The sequence below is a fragment of the Rhizobium sp. WW22 genome (assembly GCF_047041135.1).
Classification (GTDB): Bacteria; Pseudomonadota; Alphaproteobacteria; order Rhizobiales; family Rhizobiaceae; genus Rhizobium.
In genome coordinates, this window is record NZ_CP178198.1 from 1087415 (window position 1) to 1103887 (window position 16473).

The 16473-nt window shown below is 58.7% G+C and carries 12 protein-coding genes and 1 tRNA gene; 12 read left to right on the top strand and 1 reads right to left on the bottom strand.

The window, feature by feature from the left end; translation table 11 throughout:
• The first annotated feature begins 43 nt into the window (after positions 1-43).
• The 9 genes from ACK83U_RS05430 to rpoC all read left to right on the top strand — a co-directional run bounded on the left by ACK83U_RS05430 (position 44) and on the right by rpoC (position 12490).
• Positions 44-119: transfer RNA gene (locus tag ACK83U_RS05430), tRNA-Trp, on the top strand.
• A gap of 195 nt (positions 120-314) precedes the next feature.
• Positions 315-515, top strand: a complete 201-nt coding sequence (gene secE / locus ACK83U_RS05435; protein WP_069614841.1) for a preprotein translocase subunit SecE — start codon at positions 315-317, stop codon at positions 513-515.
• 18 nt (positions 516-533) lie between these two features.
• Entirely contained in the window at positions 534-1064 is a 531-nt protein-coding gene (gene nusG, locus ACK83U_RS05440; protein WP_004123460.1) for a transcription termination/antitermination protein NusG, read from the top strand.
• 213 nt (positions 1065-1277) lie between these two features.
• A complete protein-coding gene (gene rplK / locus ACK83U_RS05445) occupies positions 1278-1709 on the top strand; it encodes a 50S ribosomal protein L11 (protein WP_112337471.1) in 432 nt (143 codons plus the stop codon).
• A gap of 4 nt (positions 1710-1713) precedes the next feature.
• On the top strand, positions 1714-2412 hold the full coding sequence (gene rplA / locus ACK83U_RS05450; protein WP_069614843.1) for a 50S ribosomal protein L1: 699 nt from the start codon (positions 1714-1716) through the stop codon (positions 2410-2412).
• A gap of 329 nt (positions 2413-2741) precedes the next feature.
• Complete coding sequence (rplJ, locus tag ACK83U_RS05455) at positions 2742-3260, top strand: 50S ribosomal protein L10 (protein WP_004123444.1); 519 nt, start codon at positions 2742-2744, stop codon at positions 3258-3260.
• 58 nt (positions 3261-3318) lie between these two features.
• Positions 3319-3702: a 50S ribosomal protein L7/L12 gene (gene rplL, locus ACK83U_RS05460; RefSeq protein WP_112337470.1), complete on the top strand. Its 384-nt coding sequence runs from the start codon at positions 3319-3321 to the stop codon at positions 3700-3702.
• A gap of 262 nt (positions 3703-3964) precedes the next feature.
• A complete protein-coding gene (gene rpoB, locus ACK83U_RS05465) occupies positions 3965-8107 on the top strand; it encodes a DNA-directed RNA polymerase subunit beta (RefSeq protein WP_112610986.1) in 4143 nt (1380 codons plus the stop codon).
• 174 nt (positions 8108-8281) lie between these two features.
• On the top strand, positions 8282-12490 hold the full coding sequence (gene rpoC, locus ACK83U_RS05470) for a DNA-directed RNA polymerase subunit beta' (RefSeq protein ID WP_015339595.1): 4209 nt from the start codon (positions 8282-8284) through the stop codon (positions 12488-12490).
• A 115-nt stretch (positions 12491-12605) separates the two neighbouring features.
• Here rpoC and ACK83U_RS05475 read toward each other — a convergent pair whose 3' ends face one another.
• The gene (locus tag ACK83U_RS05475; protein WP_004123433.1) at positions 12606-12899 is read right to left on the bottom strand and encodes a hypothetical protein; all 294 of its coding nucleotides are present in this window, start codon (positions 12897-12899) and stop codon (positions 12606-12608) included.
• Positions 12900-13408: 509 nt separating this feature from the next.
• Between ACK83U_RS05475 and rpsL the strand changes: the two genes are divergently transcribed.
• The 3 genes from rpsL to fusA all read left to right on the top strand — a co-directional run bounded on the left by rpsL (position 13409) and on the right by fusA (position 16462).
• Positions 13409-13780, top strand: coding sequence for a 30S ribosomal protein S12 (rpsL, locus tag ACK83U_RS05480; protein WP_003507760.1), 372 nt, complete (start codon positions 13409-13411; stop codon positions 13778-13780).
• Between the two features lie 81 nt (positions 13781-13861).
• Positions 13862-14332 carry a 30S ribosomal protein S7 gene (gene rpsG / locus ACK83U_RS05485; RefSeq protein WP_015339596.1) on the top strand — a complete coding sequence of 157 codons (471 nt, stop codon included), beginning with the start codon at positions 13862-13864 and terminating at the stop codon, positions 14330-14332.
• A 30-nt stretch (positions 14333-14362) separates the two neighbouring features.
• The gene (gene fusA / locus ACK83U_RS05490) at positions 14363-16462 is read left to right on the top strand and encodes an elongation factor G (RefSeq protein WP_112337467.1); all 2100 of its coding nucleotides are present in this window, start codon (positions 14363-14365) and stop codon (positions 16460-16462) included.
• Positions 16463-16473: the final 11 nt, after the last annotated feature.

A 16473-nucleotide genomic window follows, 5' to 3' on the forward strand; every position in this document is an offset into this window, starting at 1 on the left:
TGCTCAAGCGGTCCACCGCTTGAAGTGAATATTCGAAGGAAGAAGGGGTATAGCTCAGTTGGTAGAGCGGCGGTCTCCAAAACCGCAGGTCGTAGGTTCGAGCCCTGCTGCCCCTGCCATTTTCCTTGATTTGACTGGCGCGTCGTTTCGCAGCTTCTCTGGTTGAGGGTTATGCCGGATTGTCGGCAAATTTTAGAAAGCGCCGTATTGCCTCTTGTTAAATTGGGAATCGGTGTTTATGTAGGGTTCAACAGACACGCGGTGCGTGGGGCTGATAGTTTCAGCTTTACGCGCCGTAATTGCGTGGGCAGTCAATGGCATCCAAAACGAATCCACTAGCGTTTCTGCGGCAGGTGCGCTCCGAGACGTCGAAAATCACTTGGCCCTCGCGTCGCGAGACGATGATCTCGACGGTGATGGTGCTCGTCATGGTCGTTTTCGCCTCGCTGTTTTTCTTTGCTGCCGACCAGCTTATTGGCTGGATTCTCAGCTATGTGCTGAATACCGGCAACTGATATCGGGTGGAGATGAACATGGCGGCACGTTGGTACATCGTCCACGCTTATTCTAATTTCGAAAAGAAGGTGGCTGAATCCATTGAGGAGAAGGCCAGGCAGAAGGGTCTCGAGCATCTGTTCGAAAAGATCCTTGTGCCAACCGAAAAGGTTGTTGAAGTTCGTCGCGGCCGCAAGGTCGATAGCGAGCGCAAGTTCTTCCCGGGTTACGTGCTTGTGCGCGCCAACCTGACGGATGAAGCTTACCACCTGATCAAGAATACGCCGAAGGTCACTGGTTTCCTCGGCTCCGACAATAAGCCCGTTCCGATTCCGGATTATGAAGCCGAGCGTATTCTCGGCCAGGTCCAGGAAGGCGTCGAGCGGCCGAAGGCTTCCGTATCCTTCGAGATCGGCGAGCAGGTCCGCGTCTCCGATGGCCCGTTCGCTTCGTTCAACGGCACGGTTCAGGATGTGGACGAAGAGCGTTCGCGCCTGAAGGTGGAGGTGTCGATTTTCGGCCGTGCTACGCCGGTCGAGCTGGAATACAGCCAGGTCGAGAAGGTCTGATTGCGATTTCTACGAAAGGTTGGCCTGGCGGCTAGCCTTTCGTTCGAGTTTGGATGTAAGCAAATGCTTGCTTATGTCTCGCGGCCAAGCCGCAATCCGCGTGGAAGGGTAGGGTCTTAGCCGGACCTGGTGATCCGCACCACGCAACCGCAGCCGCCGGAGCGATCCGGCATAGTGGGCCGGGCAACCGGTCATATAGAAAGGCAGAGAGAAATGGCTAAGAAAGTTGCAGGCCAGCTCAAGCTGCAGGTCAAGGCCGGCTCGGCGAATCCGTCGCCGCCGATCGGTCCTGCGCTTGGTCAGCGTGGCATTAACATTATGGAATTCTGCAAGGCGTTCAATGCCGCCACGCAGGAAATGGAAAAGGGTATGCCGATCCCGGTCGTCATCACCTACTACCAGGACAAGTCCTTCACCTTCATCATGAAGCAGCCGCCGGTCAGCTACTTCCTGAAGAAGGAAGCCAAGATCCAGTCCGGTTCGAAGACCCCGGGTAAGGGTTCCAAGGCTGGTTCGCTCACCAAGGCTCAGATCAAGTCGATCGCCGAAGCCAAGATGAAGGATCTGAATGCGGCCGATATCGAAGGCGCAATGGCCATGATCGAGGGCTCTGCCCGCGCGATGGGCCTGGAAGTGGTGGGCTAAGATCATGGTAGCAAAGCGTATTCAGAAGATTCGTGAAGGCGTTGATCCGACCAAGCTTTATGCTCTGGATCTGGCCATCAACATGGTCAAGGAACGTGCCGTCGCCAAGTTCGACGAAACCGTCGAAATCTCGATGAACCTCGGCGTTGACCCGCGTCACGCCGACCAGATGGTTCGCGGCGTTGTTAACCTGCCGAACGGCACCGGCCGTACGGTTCGCGTTGCCGTCTTCGCTCGCGGCGCCAAGGCCGATGAAGCCAAGGCTGCTGGCGCAGACGTCGTCGGTGCTGAAGACCTGGTTGAAATCGTTCAGGGCGGCAAGATCGATTTCGATCGCTGCATCGCCACCCCGGACATGATGCCGCTCGTCGGCCGTCTCGGTAAGGTTCTCGGCCCGCGCGGCATGATGCCGAACCCGAAGGTTGGCACTGTTACGATGGACGTCAAGGGTGCCGTCGAAGCTTCCAAGGGCGGCGCTGTCGAGTTCCGCGTCGAGAAGGCTGGCATCGTCCATGCCGGTATCGGCAAGGCTTCGTTCGACGCCAAGGCTCTGGAAGAAAACATCCGCGCATTCGCTGATGCGGTCATCAAGGCGAAGCCGGCTGGTGCCAAGGGCAACTATGTCAAGCGCGTAGCGATCTCCTCGACCATGGGTCCGGGTGTCAAGATCGAGCCGTCGACGGTTACGGCGCCGAGCGCCTAATGATTATGCCGGGCGTTGTGCCCGGCGTTTAAGAATTCCCGGTCCTTCGGGGCCGGGATTTCCGGAGAAATCCGGAATTCCTGTCCGAGATTGCAGGTGGTTATCCCTTAATCACTCAAGCCTGCATGAGACGGGTAAGACCCGAATTTTGAAGAAGCTTTGCTTCGATGAACTCGGTTCGAGCCTTGGATGCCTTGTGCCTTGGAGCCGTCAGGCTCGAGCGCGAGGGGACAGGATCCTCAAGCGTCGCTTGGGATCTCATTGATCCCAGGAGGCAAAAGGCAACCCGGCAGGCCCGTTAATCCGGTCCTGTCAACTGGAGAAAAGCAGTGGAAAGAGCGGAAAAACGCGAATTCGTCACGGAACTGAACGAAGTCTTCAAGGCTTCTGGTTCGGTTGTCGTGGCCCACTATGCTGGTGCTACAGTCGCTCAGATGAACGATTTTCGTTCCAAGATGCGCGCTGCTGGCGGCACCGTCAAAGTCGCGAAGAACCGCCTGGCCAAAATTGCTCTTCAGGGCACGGATGCGGAAGGGATTTCCAATCTCTTCACCGGTCAGACGCTGATCGCATACAGCACTGATCCGATTACCGCTCCGAAGGTCGTCGTGGATTTCGCCAAGGGCAACGACAAGATCGTTGTCTTGGGCGGCGCCATGGGAACAACAACGCTCAACGCCGAAGGTGTAAAGTCGCTCGCGACCCTGCCTTCGCTGGACGAGCTGCGCGCGAAGCTGCTGGGCATGATCCAGACTCCGGCTACCCGCATCGCAGGTGTTGTTGCAGCGCCGGCAAGTCAGCTTGCTCGCGTGTTCTCGGCCTACGCCAAGAAGGACGAAGCCGCGTAAGGCGGTTTTTCGCTGTTCATAACCAACCAGTTCGAACCGAACAAAAGGAACTACAAAAATGGCTGATCTCGCAAAGATCGTAGACGACCTCTCCTCGCTGACCGTTCTCGAAGCCGCAGAACTGTCCAAGCTTCTCGAAGAAAAGTGGGGCGTTTCCGCCGCTGCTCCGGTAGCTGTTGCTGCCGTTGCCGGTGGTGCTGGCGGCGCTGCTGCAGCTGCTGAAGAAGAAAAGACCGAGTTCGACGTCATCCTCACGGATGCCGGCGCGAACAAGATCAACGTCATCAAGGAAGTCCGCGCCATCACCGGCCTGGGCCTCAAGGAAGCCAAGGATCTCGTTGAAGCCGCTCCGAAGGCTGTCAAGGAAGCTGTTTCCAAGGCTGAAGCTGCTGACATCAAGAAGAAGCTCGAAGACGCCGGCGCTAAGGTCGACGTTAAGTAAGCTTGAAACTGCTTTGGGAGGTGGCTTTTTGCTACCTCCCATTTGCCGTTTTTCTGAACGAATTACCCAAAAGCCGCGGGCAAAACGGCTTTTGGGTAATGGGTTCTTCAAGAGGATGGTCTCAAACCGAACCGCGACGCAATCCGGCTGAGCGGTTTTCGGTTAGATAGACGAGATTGAACTACTCATTGATTGATGGGGTCGCCTGGCCAGCGATTCCCGTCCGTTGCAGGCCCGGGTGCAGGATTTTAAAGGAGCGACGATGGCTCAGACCCTTTCGTTCAACGGTCGCAGGCGCGTACGCAAGTTTTTTGGTAAGATTCCCGAAGTCGCAGAGATGCCGAACCTCATCGAGGTTCAAAAGGCGTCCTACGATCAGTTTCTCATGGTCGAAGAACCCAAGGGCGGCCGCCCGGACGAAGGTCTTCAGGCCGTCTTCAAGTCGGTTTTCCCGATCACCGACTTCTCCGGCGCTTCTATGCTGGAGTTCGTTTCCTATGAATTCGAGCCGCCGAAGTTCGACGTCGACGAGTGCCGCCAGCGCGACCTGACCTATGCAGCGCCGCTGAAGGTGACCCTCCGTCTGATCGTGTTCGATATCGACGAGGATACGGGCGCGAAGTCCATCAAGGACATCAAGGAACAAAGCGTCTACATGGGCGACATGCCGCTCATGACGAACAACGGTACGTTCATCGTGAACGGCACCGAGCGCGTGATTGTGTCGCAGATGCACCGTTCACCGGGCGTCTTCTTCGATCACGACAAGGGCAAGAGCCATTCTTCCGGCAAGCTGCTCTTTGCCGCTCGCGTCATTCCGTATCGCGGTTCCTGGCTTGACATCGAATTCGACGCCAAGGACATCGTCTACGCCCGTATCGACCGTCGCCGCAAGATTCCGGTGACGTCGCTGCTGATGGCACTCGGCATGGACGGCGAAGAAATCCTGTCGACCTTCTACACGAAGTCGCTTTATGAGCGCTCCGGCGATGGCTGGCGCATCCCCTTCAAGGCGGAAACGCTGAAGGGCGCCAAGACCGTTACAGACATGATCGACGCCGACACCGGCGAAGTCGTGGTCGAAGGCGGCAAGAAGCTCACGCCGCGCCTGCTGCGTCAGTTGCAGGACAAGGGCCTCAAGGCTCTGAAGGCGACCGACGAAGAGCTGTACGGCCTGTTCCTGGCAGAAGACATCGTCAACTTCCAGACCGGCGAGATCTATCTCGAAGCCGGCGACGAAATCGACGAGAAGACCCTGCCTGTCATCCTGAAGGCCGGCTTCGACGAGATCCCGATCCTCGGCATCGACCACATCAATGTCGGCGCCTACATCCGTAATACGCTGTCGGCTGACAAGAACGAAAACCGCCAGGACGCTCTGTTCGACATCTACCGCGTCATGCGTCCGGGTGAGCCACCGACCATGGAATCGGCCGAAGCCATGTTCAACTCGCTGTTCTTCGATGCGGAGCGTTACGATCTCTCCGCCGTCGGCCGCGTGAAGATGAACATGCGCCTCGACCTCGATGTCGAAGACACCGTTCGCATCCTGCGCAAGGACGACATCCTGGCCGTAGTCAAGATGCTTGTCGAGCTGCGTGACGGCAAGGGCGAGATCGACGACATCGACAACCTCGGCAACCGCCGCGTCCGTTCGGTCGGCGAGCTGATGGAAAATCAGTATCGTCTGGGTCTGCTGCGCATGGAGCGTGCGATCAAGGAACGTATGTCCTCGATCGAAATCGACACCGTCATGCCGCAGGACCTGATCAACGCAAAGCCGGCTGCTGCTGCCGTCCGCGAATTCTTCGGCTCCTCGCAGCTGTCGCAGTTCATGGACCAGGTGAACCCGCTTTCGGAAATCACCCACAAGCGCCGTCTTTCGGCTCTCGGTCCGGGCGGTCTGACCCGCGAGCGCGCCGGCTTCGAAGTCCGTGACGTTCATCCGACGCACTACGGTCGTATTTGCCCGATCGAAACGCCGGAAGGTCCGAACATCGGTCTTATCAACTCGCTGGCGACCTTTGCCCGCGTCAACAAGTACGGCTTCATCGAAAGCCCTTATCGGCGTATCATCGACGGTAAGGTGACCAACGACGTGCTCTACCTCTCCGCCATGGAAGAGGCGAAGTACTACGTTGCTCAGGCCAATGCCGAGCTCGACGCCGACGGCTCCTTCATCGAGGAATTCGTCGTTTGCCGTCATGCCGGCGAAGTCATGCTCGCTCCGCGCGACAACATCAACCTGATGGACGTCTCGCCGAAGCAGCTGGTTTCGGTTGCTGCCGCTCTGATCCCGTTCCTGGAAAACGACGACGCCAACCGCGCTCTCATGGGCTCGAACATGCAGCGTCAGGCCGTGCCGCTTCTGCGTGCCGAAGCCCCGTTCGTCGGTACCGGCATGGAGCCGGTCGTCGCGCGTGACTCCGGTGCTGCCATCGGCGCCCGCCGCGGCGGCGTGGTCGACCAGGTCGACGCAACGCGTATCGTTATCCGCGCCACCGAAGACCTCGATCCGTCGAAGTCCGGCGTCGATATCTACCGCTTGATGAAGTTCCAGCGTTCGAACCAGAACACCTGCGTCAACCAGCGTCCGCTGGTCACCGTCGGTGACGTGGTCAACAAGGGCGACATCCTGGCGGACGGTCCGTCGACCGACCTCGGCGATCTGGCTCTCGGCCGCAACGTGCTCGTCGCGTTCATGCCGTGGAACGGCTATAACTACGAAGACTCGATCCTGCTCTCCGAGCGTATCGTTGCCGACGACGTGTTCACCTCCATCCACATCGAAGAATTCGAAGTGATGGCGCGCGACACCAAGCTCGGTCCGGAAGAAATCACCCGCGACATTCCGAACGTTTCGGAAGAAGCGCTGAAGAACCTGGACGAAGCCGGCATCGTTTACATCGGCGCCGAAGTTCAGCCGGGCGATATCCTCGTCGGCAAGATCACGCCGAAGGGTGAAAGCCCGATGACGCCGGAAGAAAAGCTCCTGCGCGCCATCTTCGGTGAAAAGGCATCGGACGTTCGCGATACCTCCATGCGCATGCCGCCCGGCACCTACGGTACGGTCGTCGAAGTTCGCGTCTTCAACCGTCACGGCGTCGAAAAGGACGAACGTGCCATGGCGATCGAGCGCGAAGAGATCGAACGCCTTGCCAAGGACCGCGACGACGAACAGGCGATCCTCGACCGTAACGTCTACGGCCGTCTGGTCGAGATGCTGCGCGGTCAGGTTGCTCTTGCTGGTCCGAAGGGCTTCAAGAAGGGCACGGAACTGTCGAACGCCGTCGTTTCCGAGTATCCGCGTTCGCAGTGGTGGATGTTTGCCGTCGAGGACGAAAAGGTCCAGAGCGAGCTTGAAGCCCTGCGTGGCCAGTACGACGAATCCAAGTCGCGCCTCGAACAGCGCTTCATGGACAAGGTCGAAAAGGTCCAGCGCGGCGACGAAATGCCTCCGGGCGTCATGAAGATGGTCAAGGTCTTCGTCGCTGTGAAGCGCAAGATCCAGCCGGGCGACAAGATGGCAGGCCGTCACGGGAACAAGGGCGTGGTCTCGCGCATTGTTCCGGTCGAGGACATGCCGTTCCTGGAAGACGGTACGCATGTTGATATCGTGCTGAACCCGCTGGGCGTTCCCTCGCGTATGAACGTCGGTCAGATTCTCGAAACGCACCTTGGCTGGGCTTGCGCCGGCATGGGTCGTCAGATCGGCGAACTGATCGAAGCCTACAAGGCGAGCGGCAACATCGAGCCTCTGCGCAAGACGATCGATCTGGTCGTCGGCGACGGTCCGAAGAGCGACGACGTTCACGAGTATGACGATGCGTCGGTGCTGCGTCTGGCCGATCAATGGAAGCGTGGCGTGTCCATCGCGACCCCGGTCTTCGACGGCGCTGGCGAAGCTGACGTCAACCACATGCTGGCAATGGCGGGTCTCAAGCAGACCGGTCAGTCGACGCTGTACGACGGTCGTACCGGCGAGCAGTTCGACCGCCAGGTCACGGTTGGCTACATCTACATGCTGAAGCTGAACCACCTTGTCGACGACAAGATCCATGCCCGTTCGATCGGTCCGTACTCGCTCGTTACCCAGCAGCCGCTGGGCGGTAAGGCGCAGTTCGGCGGCCAGCGCTTCGGCGAAATGGAAGTCTGGGCGCTCGAAGCTTATGGTGCAGCCTACACGCTGCAGGAAATGCTCACGGTCAAGTCGGACGACGTGGCCGGCCGCACCAAGGTCTATGAAGCCATCGTTCGTGGCGACGACACCTTCGAGGCGGGCATTCCGGAAAGCTTCAACGTTCTCGTCAAGGAAATGCGCTCGCTGGGCCTCAGCGTCGAACTGGAAAACTCCAAGGTCGACGATCTGCAGACGGCAAGCCAGCTTCCGGACGCAGCCGAGTAATAGCCTGCGGGTGCGCGCTGCCAGTCAGCGCGCACCGCTTGGAATATTGCAGCGCCGTTGGCGTCCCTTCGGATGCATGGCGCCGCAAGGCGGTTTTAAAGCGTCAGTCCGGTTCCCGGGATTTGCCGGCACTGTTCGCAATTCGAGGGCGTTTCGCCCCTAAAGGAGATAGGCATGAACCAAGAGGTCATGAATCTTTTCAATCCGCAGGTGCCTGCGCAGAATTTCGATTCCATCCGGATTTCGATTGCGTCGCCGGAGAAGATTCTTTCCTGGTCTTATGGCGAGATCAAGAAGCCGGAAACGATCAACTATCGTACGTTCAAGCCGGAACGCGATGGTCTTTTCTGCGCACGAATCTTTGGACCGATCAAGGACTACGAATGCTTGTGCGGCAAGTACAAGCGCATGAAGTACAAGGGCATCATCTGCGAAAAGTGCGGCGTCGAAGTCACGCTGTCGCGCGTTCGCCGTGAGCGCATGGGCCATATCGAGCTCGCCGCTCCCGTTGCCCACATCTGGTTCCTGAAGTCGCTGCCTTCGCGCATTTCGACGCTGCTCGACATGACGCTGAAGGATGTGGAGCGCGTGCTCTACTTCGAAAACTACATCGTCACCGAGCCGGGCCTGACTGCTCTTAAGGAGCACCAGCTTCTCTCGGAAGAAGAGTATATGCTCGCAGTCGACGAATATGGCGAAGACCAGTTCACCGCCATGATCGGCGCTGAAGCGATCTACGAGATGCTGGCCAGCATGAACCTCGAAAAGATCGCCGGCGACCTGCGTTCCGAGCTTGCCGACACCACGTCGGATCTCAAGCAGAAGAAGCTGATGAAGCGCCTGAAGATCGTCGAGAACTTCATGGAGTCAGGCAACCGTCCGGAATGGATGATCATGAAGGTCGTCCCGGTCATCCCGCCGGACCTGCGTCCTCTGGTTCCGCTGGATGGCGGCCGTTTCGCGACATCGGATCTGAACGATCTGTATCGCCGCGTCATCAACCGTAACAACCGTCTGAAGCGCCTCATCGAACTGCGCGCTCCGGGCATCATCATCCGCAACGAAAAGCGCATGCTGCAGGAATCTGTCGATGCGCTGTTCGACAACGGCCGTCGTGGTCGCGTCATCACCGGCGCCAACAAGCGTCCGTTGAAGTCGCTGTCCGACATGCTCAAGGGCAAGCAGGGCCGCTTCCGCCAGAACCTGCTTGGCAAGCGCGTCGACTATTCCGGCCGTTCGGTTATCGTGACCGGTCCGGAACTCAAGCTGCACCAGTGCGGTCTGCCGAAGAAGATGGCGCTCGAGCTGTTCAAGCCGTTCATCTATGCCCGCCTCGACGCGAAGGGTTACTCCTCGACCGTCAAGCAGGCCAAGAAGCTGGTCGAAAAGGAAAAGCCGGAAGTCTGGGATATCCTGGACGAGGTCATCCGCGAGCATCCGGTTCTCCTGAACCGCGCACCGACGCTGCACCGCCTGGGCATCCAGGCCTTCGAACCCACTCTGGTCGAAGGCAAGGCCATCCAGCTGCACCCGCTCGTCTGCACGGCCTTCAATGCCGACTTCGACGGTGACCAGATGGCCGTTCACGTGCCGCTCTCGCTGGAAGCCCAGCTGGAAGCCCGCGTGCTGATGATGTCGACCAACAACATTCTGCATCCGGCAAACGGCGCGCCGATCATCGTTCCCTCGCAGGACATGGTTCTCGGCCTGTACTATCTGTCGATCCTGAACCAGAACGAACCGGGCGAAGGCATGGCCTTCTCGGATCTCGGTGAGCTGCATCACGCGCTTGAAAACAAGGTCGTGACGCTGCACTCGAAGATCCGTGGCCGCTTCAAGTCGATCGGCGAAGATGGCAAGCCCTATTCGAAGATCTATGAAACGACCCCCGGCCGTCTGCTGATCGGTGAACTCCTGCCGAAGCATGGCAAGGTGACCTTCGACATCTGCAACCAGGAAATGACCAAGAAGAACATCTCCAAGATGATCGACACGGTCTACCGCCATTGCGGCCAGAAGGACACGGTCATTTTCTGCGACCGCATCATGCAGCTCGGCTTCTCGCATGCCTGCCGCGCCGGCATTTCGTTCGGCAAGGACGACATGGTCATTCCGGATACCAAGGTTAAGATCGTCGGCGATACCGAAGCGCTCGTGAAGGAATACGAGCAGCAGTACAACGACGGTCTCATCACCCAGGGCGAAAAGTACAACAAGGTTGTCGACGCCTGGGGTAAGGCCACGGAGAAGGTCGCCGAAGAAATGATGGCCCGCATTAAGGCCGTTGAATTCGACGAGAAGACCGGTCGCCAGAAGCCGATGAACTCGATCTACATGATGAGCCACTCTGGTGCCCGTGGTTCGCCGAACCAGATGCGCCAGCTGGGCGGCATGCGCGGCCTCATGGCCAAGCCGTCGGGCGAAATCATCGAGACGCCGATCATCTCGAACTTCAAGGAAGGCCTAACCGTTAACGAGTACTTCAACTCGACGCACGGTGCCCGTAAGGGTCTCGCCGACACCGCCTTGAAGACCGCGAACTCCGGTTACCTGACCCGCCGTCTTGTCGACGTCGCGCAGGATTGCATCGTCACGCACGTCGATTGCGGTACCGAAAACGGCCTCACCATGACCGCCATCGTCGATGCTGGTCAGGTCGTCGCCTCGCTCGGCGCCCGCATCCTCGGCCGTACGGCCCTGGACGATATCGATCATCCGGTCACGGGTGAGCGCATCGTCGATGCCGGCAAGATGATCCTGGAACCGGATGTCATCGAGATCGAGAAGGCTGGTATCCAGTCGATCCGCATCCGTTCGGCCCTGACCTGCGAAATCCAGACGGGCGTATGCTCGGTCTGCTACGGTCGTGACCTTGCTCGCGGTACGCCTGTCAACATCGGTGAAGCTGTCGGCGTCATCGCCGCTCAGTCGATCGGTGAGCCGGGCACCCAGCTGACCATGCGTACCTTCCACTTGGGCGGCACGGCGACCGTGGTCGACCAGTCGTTCCTGGAAGCTTCGTATGAAGGCACGGTTCAGATCAAGAACCGCAACATGTTGCGCAACTCCGACGGCAACCTGGTTGCCATGGGCCGCAACATGACGGTCCAGATCCTGGACGAACGTGGTGTCGAACGCTCCTCGCAGCGCGTCGCTTACGGCTCGAAGCTGTATGTCGACGACGGCGACAAGGTGAAGCGCGGTCAGCGTCTGGCGGAGTGGGACCCCTATACCCGTCCGATGATGACGGAAGTGGCCGGTACGGTTCACTTCGAAGATGTCGTCGACGGTCTCTCGGTTCTCGAAGCGACGGACGAATCCACCGGTATCACCAAGCGTCAGGTTATCGACTGGCGCTCGACGCCGCGCGGCTCTGATCTGAAGCCGGCGATCGTCATCAAGGACGCCAGCGGCAATATTGCCAAGCTGTCGCGTGGTGGCGAAGCCCGCTTCCTTCTCTCGGTCGACGCGATCCTGTCGGTCGAGCCGGGTACGAAGGTGTCGCAGGGTGACGTTCTCGCCCGTTCGCCGCTGGAAAGCGCCAAGACCAAGGACATTACCGGTGGTCTGCCGCGCGTTGCCGAACTGTTCGAAGCTCGTCGTCCGAAGGACCACGCCATCATCGCAGAGATCGATGGTACGATCCGCCTCGGCCGCGACTACAAGAACAAGCGTCGCGTCATCATCGAGCCGGCGGAAGACGGTGTCGAGCCGGTCGAATACCTGATCCCGAAGGGCAAGCCCTTCCACCTTCAGGAAGGCGACTATATCGAAAAGGGTGATTACATCCTCGACGGTAACCCGGCTCCGCACGACATCCTGGCGATCAAGGGCGTGGAAGCTCTGGCTTCCTACCTGGTCAACGAAATCCAGGAAGTCTACCGCTTGCAGGGCGTTGTCATCAACGACAAGCACATCGAAGTGATTGTCCGTCAGATGCTGCAGAAGGTGGAAATCACCGATGCGGGCGACAGCCAGTACATCGTCGGCGACAACGTCGACCGTATCGAGCTGGACGACAACAACGATCGCCTGATCGAAGAAGGCAAGAAGCCTGCTTATGGCGATCCGGTTCTGCTTGGGATCACTAAGGCATCGCTGCAGACGCCGTCCTTCATCTCGGCCGCATCCTTCCAGGAAACGACGAAGGTGCTCACCGAAGCTGCAATTGCCGGCAAGACCGACGGTCTGCAGGGCCTGAAGGAAAACGTCATCGTCGGCCGCCTCATCCCGGCCGGTACGGGCGGTACCATGACGCAGATCCGCCGTATAGCTACGGCCCGCGACGAGCTCATCCTTGAAGAGCGCCGCAAGGGCACGGATGCCGGCGTCGCAACACCGATGCTGCAGGATCTCGCCAGCGAGAACAGCCCGGCCGAATAAACCGGTAGCGAATGTGAAAAATCAAAACCGCCCGGAGCGATCCGGGCGGTTTCTTTTTATGCGATGATAAAATCGATGAGGCGAGGGGAGGCCGCCTCCGCTGGCGGTCGGCCAATCAGCGAAAGCGGATAATCGCGACTTCACCTTCGAGCGCGCCTTGGTAGGCGGAGGCATGCGGCTCTTCGTCTGGTATATCCGTCAAGAGCCCGATCTGGTCGAGATCGGCCTCGATGAAGCCTTCCTCGGCCAGCGCGTTCAGCGCCTCGCGCACGGCGGTATCGTCGTCAGGGGCTTTCAGCATGACATGCAAGTCGATGCCTTCGCCGCCATCGGTCTCGTAGCCCTTGCCGATGATGATGAAGACCATGGGACCGTCTGAATTGTTGTCGTTGTCTGGCGCAGTAATCATGGATCTTCCTTCGGGAGTATCGAATCGACCCGGCGATTCCTTTTTGCCGCGCGGGTCCGTCGGATGAAAATATTCTTCCGTGATTCCTTATAGGGATTTTGTCGAAATACCAAAGTCCATCTTGCGGAAGGGGCGGCATTTCCGTATCCAATGCGCCAAATGGCTGGTTTGGCCGGGGTTTCCGGGCTTTATGACAAAGATAATTTCTTAACCGGCCTTGACGAACCGGCGGGAAACCAGTAGTACCGCCGCCATCGGAACCCATGTGAGGCATGGCTATTCGGGGCGACGCGCCCTGGAGTTCACCTCAAACAAGGTTCTAAACGCACGTTGAAGACACGAATGCTGCACGCACGACGCCACTTTTGGTGTCCTCTGCTTTTCTGTGGTCCATCTGCGAGAGCGGATCGGGCCACGTTTTGCGCATTGAGACGAACGTGTGTCGGTGCCGGTGACGGCGAAAGTCATGCCCGTAAGGGTGTCGAGATAGATTTACAAGGGATGGTTGAATGCCTACCGTAAACCAGCTGATCCGCAAGCCTCGCCAGGCGCAGGTAAAGCGTAACAAGGTTCCCGCTCTTCAGGAGAACCCGCAAAAGCGCGGCGTTTGCACCCGCGTCTACACCACGACGCCGAAGAAGCCGAACTCGGCTCTGCGTAAGGTCGCAAAGATCCGCCTGACCAACGGCTTCGAAGTCATTGGTTACATCCCCGGTGAAGGTCACAACCTTCAGGAACACTCCGTCGTCATGATCCGTGGCGGCCGCGTTAAGGACCTTCCGGGTGTTCGCTACCACATCATCCGCGGCGTTCTCGATACCCAGGGTGTCAAGAACCGCAAGCAGCGCCGTTCGAAGTACGGTGCAAAGCGTCCGAAGTAATTCGGATTTTTAGATATTCCGGCGCTGCGCGAGGTTCTCCGCGTGGTGAAGCGTCGCAAAAGTTGAGAGACGAGAAGTTATATGTCCAGACGTCACAGAGCAGAAAAGCGCGAGATCAACCCGGACCCGAAGTTCGGCGATCTGGTCGTAACCAAGTTCATGAATGCCATCATGCTCGACGGCAAGAAGTCCGTAGCTGAAAACATCGTATATGGCGCGTTTGACGCCGTGCAGGGCAAGGCAAAGCAGGAGCCGCTCGGCGTGTTCCATCAGGCTTTGGATAACATCGCTCCGCACGTTGAAGTCCGCTCGCGCCGCGTTGGTGGTGCTACGTACCAGGTTCCGGTCGATGTGCGTCCTGAGCGCCGTCAGGCTCTGGCCATCCGCTGGCTGATCACCGCTGCTCGCAAGCGTAACGAGACGACCATGGTCGATCGTCTCTGCGGCGAACTTCTCGATGCCTCCAACAACCGCGGCGCTGCCGTCAAGAAGCGCGAAGACACGCACAAGATGGCTGATGCCAACCGTGCGTTCTCGCATTATCGCTGGTAATCCCGAACGGTTTCGGAAAGGCAGTCCATTATGGCTCGCGAATATAAAATCGAAGACTACCGCAATTTCGGTATCATGGCGCATATCGACGCCGGCAAGACCACGACCACCGAGCGTATTCTTTACTACACCGGCAAGTCGCACAAGATCGGCGAAGTGCACGACGGCGCAGCCACCATGGACTGGATGGAGCAGGAGCAGGAGCGTGGCATCACGATCACTTCCGCTGCTACGACCACCTTCTGGAAGGGCCGCGACGGCAAGACCCGCCGCTTCAACATCATCGACACCCCCGGCCACGTCGACTTCACCATCGAAGTCGAGCGCTCGCTGCGCGTTCTCGACGGTGCCATCGCTCTGCTCGACGCCAATGCCGGCGTTGAGCCACAGACGGAAACCGTATGGCGTCAGGCTGAGAAGTATCATGTTCCGCGCATGATCTTCTGCAACAAGATGGACAAGACCGGCGCTGACTTCTATCGCTCGGTCGAGATGATCAAGACCCGCCTCGGCGCGACGGCTGTTGTCATGCAGCTGCCGATCGGTGCTGAAACCGAATTCAAGGGCGTCGTCGACCTGATCGAGATGAATGCTCTCATCTGGCGCGACGAATCGCTCGGCGCTCAGTGGGACGTCGTCGAAATCCCGGAAGACATGAAGGCCAAGGCTGCTGAATACCGCGAAAAGCTGATCGAGACCGTTGTCGAGATCGACGAAGCCGCGACAGAAGCCTACCTCGAAGGCAATCTGCCTGACAACGATCAGATCCGCGCGCTCGTCCGTCGCGGCACGATCGACGTCAAGTTCCATCCGATGTTCTGTGGCACCGCCTTCAAGAACAAGGGTGTTCAGCCGTTGCTCGACGCCGTTGTCGATTACCTGCCGTCGCCGCTCGACATTCCGGCGATCAAGGGCATCGACTTCAAGACGGAAGCCGAAATCGAACGTCACGCCGACGACAGCGAGCCGTTGTCCATGCTGGCATTCAAGATCATGAACGACCCCTTCGTCGGTTCGCTCACCTTCGCCCGCATCTACTCCGGCAAGCTCGAAAAAGGCGCATCGGTCATCAACACGGTCAAGGACAAGCGCGAGCGCGTCGGCCGTATGCTGCAGATGCACTCGAACTCGCGTGAAGACATCGAAGAAGCCTTTGCTGGCGACATCGTTGCTCTGGCCGGCCTCAAGGAAACCACGACTGGCGATACGCTCTGCGATCCGCTGAAGCCGGTTATCCTTGAACGCATGGAATTCCCCGAGCCGGTCATCCAGATCGCGATCGAACCGAAGACCAAGGGCGACCAGGAAAAGATGGGCCTCGCGCTCAACCGTCTGGCTGCTGAAGATCCGTCCTTCCGCGTGAAGACGGACCAGGAATCGGGTCAGACCATCATCGCCGGCATGGGTGAACTTCACCTCGACATCATCGTCGACCGCATGCGTCGTGAATTCAAGGTTGAAGCGACTGTCGGTGCGCCGCAGGTTGCTTACCGCGAAACCATCACACGCCAGACGGAAAAGGACTACACCCACAAGAAGCAGTCGGGTGGTACCGGTCAGTTCGCTCGCGTCAAGATCGTGTTCGAACCGAACCCGGACGGCGACGATTTCAAGTTCGAGTCCAAGATCGTCGGCGGTTCTGTTCCGAAGGAATACATCCCGGGTGTTCAGAAGGGTATCGAAAGCGTCCTGTCTTCTGGTCCGCTGGCTGGCTTCCCGATGCTCGGTGTCAAGGCGACGCTCATCGACGGCGCCTTCCACGATGTTGACTCGTCGGTTCTGGCCTTCGAAATCGCTTCCCGCGCTTGCTTCCGTGAAGCAGCCCGCGAAGCTGGTGCCCAGCTCCTCGAGCCGATGATGAAGGTCGAAGTCGTGACGCCGGAAGATTACGTCGGCGACGTCATCGGCGACCTGAACTCGCGTCGTGGCCAGATCCAGGGCCAGGAAAGCCGCGGTATCGCTGTTGTCATCAACGCGAATGTCCCGCTGGCGAACATGTTCAAGTACGTCGATAACCTGCGCTCGATGTCTCAGGGCCGTGCACAGTACACGATGACCTTCGATCATTACGCGCCGGTTCCGTCGAACGTCGCACAGGAAATCCAGGCAAAGTATTCCGGTCAGAAGTGACCGGAATACCA

What these genes read in the sequence shown, in the direction of transcription:
- rplL (WP_112337470.1), top strand. Translation starts at nt 3,319, where the DNA reads ATGGCTGATCTCGCAAAGATCGTAGACGACCTCTCCTCGCTGACCGTT.
- rplA (WP_069614843.1), top strand. Translation starts at nt 1,714, where the DNA reads ATGGTAGCAAAGCGTATTCAGAAGATTCGTGAAGGCGTTGATCCGACC.
- rpsG (WP_015339596.1), top strand. Translation starts at nt 13,862, where the DNA reads ATGTCCAGACGTCACAGAGCAGAAAAGCGCGAGATCAACCCGGACCCG.
- ACK83U_RS05475 (WP_004123433.1), bottom strand. Translation starts at nt 12,899, where the DNA reads ATGATTACTGCGCCAGACAACGACAACAATTCAGACGGTCCCATGGTC.
- rpoB (WP_112610986.1), top strand. Translation starts at nt 3,965, where the DNA reads ATGGCTCAGACCCTTTCGTTCAACGGTCGCAGGCGCGTACGCAAGTTT.
- nusG (WP_004123460.1), top strand. Translation starts at nt 534, where the DNA reads ATGGCGGCACGTTGGTACATCGTCCACGCTTATTCTAATTTCGAAAAG.
- rpsL (WP_003507760.1), top strand. Translation starts at nt 13,409, where the DNA reads ATGCCTACCGTAAACCAGCTGATCCGCAAGCCTCGCCAGGCGCAGGTA.
- rpoC (WP_015339595.1), top strand. Translation starts at nt 8,282, where the DNA reads ATGAACCAAGAGGTCATGAATCTTTTCAATCCGCAGGTGCCTGCGCAG.
- rplK (WP_112337471.1), top strand. Translation starts at nt 1,278, where the DNA reads ATGGCTAAGAAAGTTGCAGGCCAGCTCAAGCTGCAGGTCAAGGCCGGC.
- secE (WP_069614841.1), top strand. Translation starts at nt 315, where the DNA reads ATGGCATCCAAAACGAATCCACTAGCGTTTCTGCGGCAGGTGCGCTCC.
- fusA (WP_112337467.1), top strand. Translation starts at nt 14,363, where the DNA reads ATGGCTCGCGAATATAAAATCGAAGACTACCGCAATTTCGGTATCATG.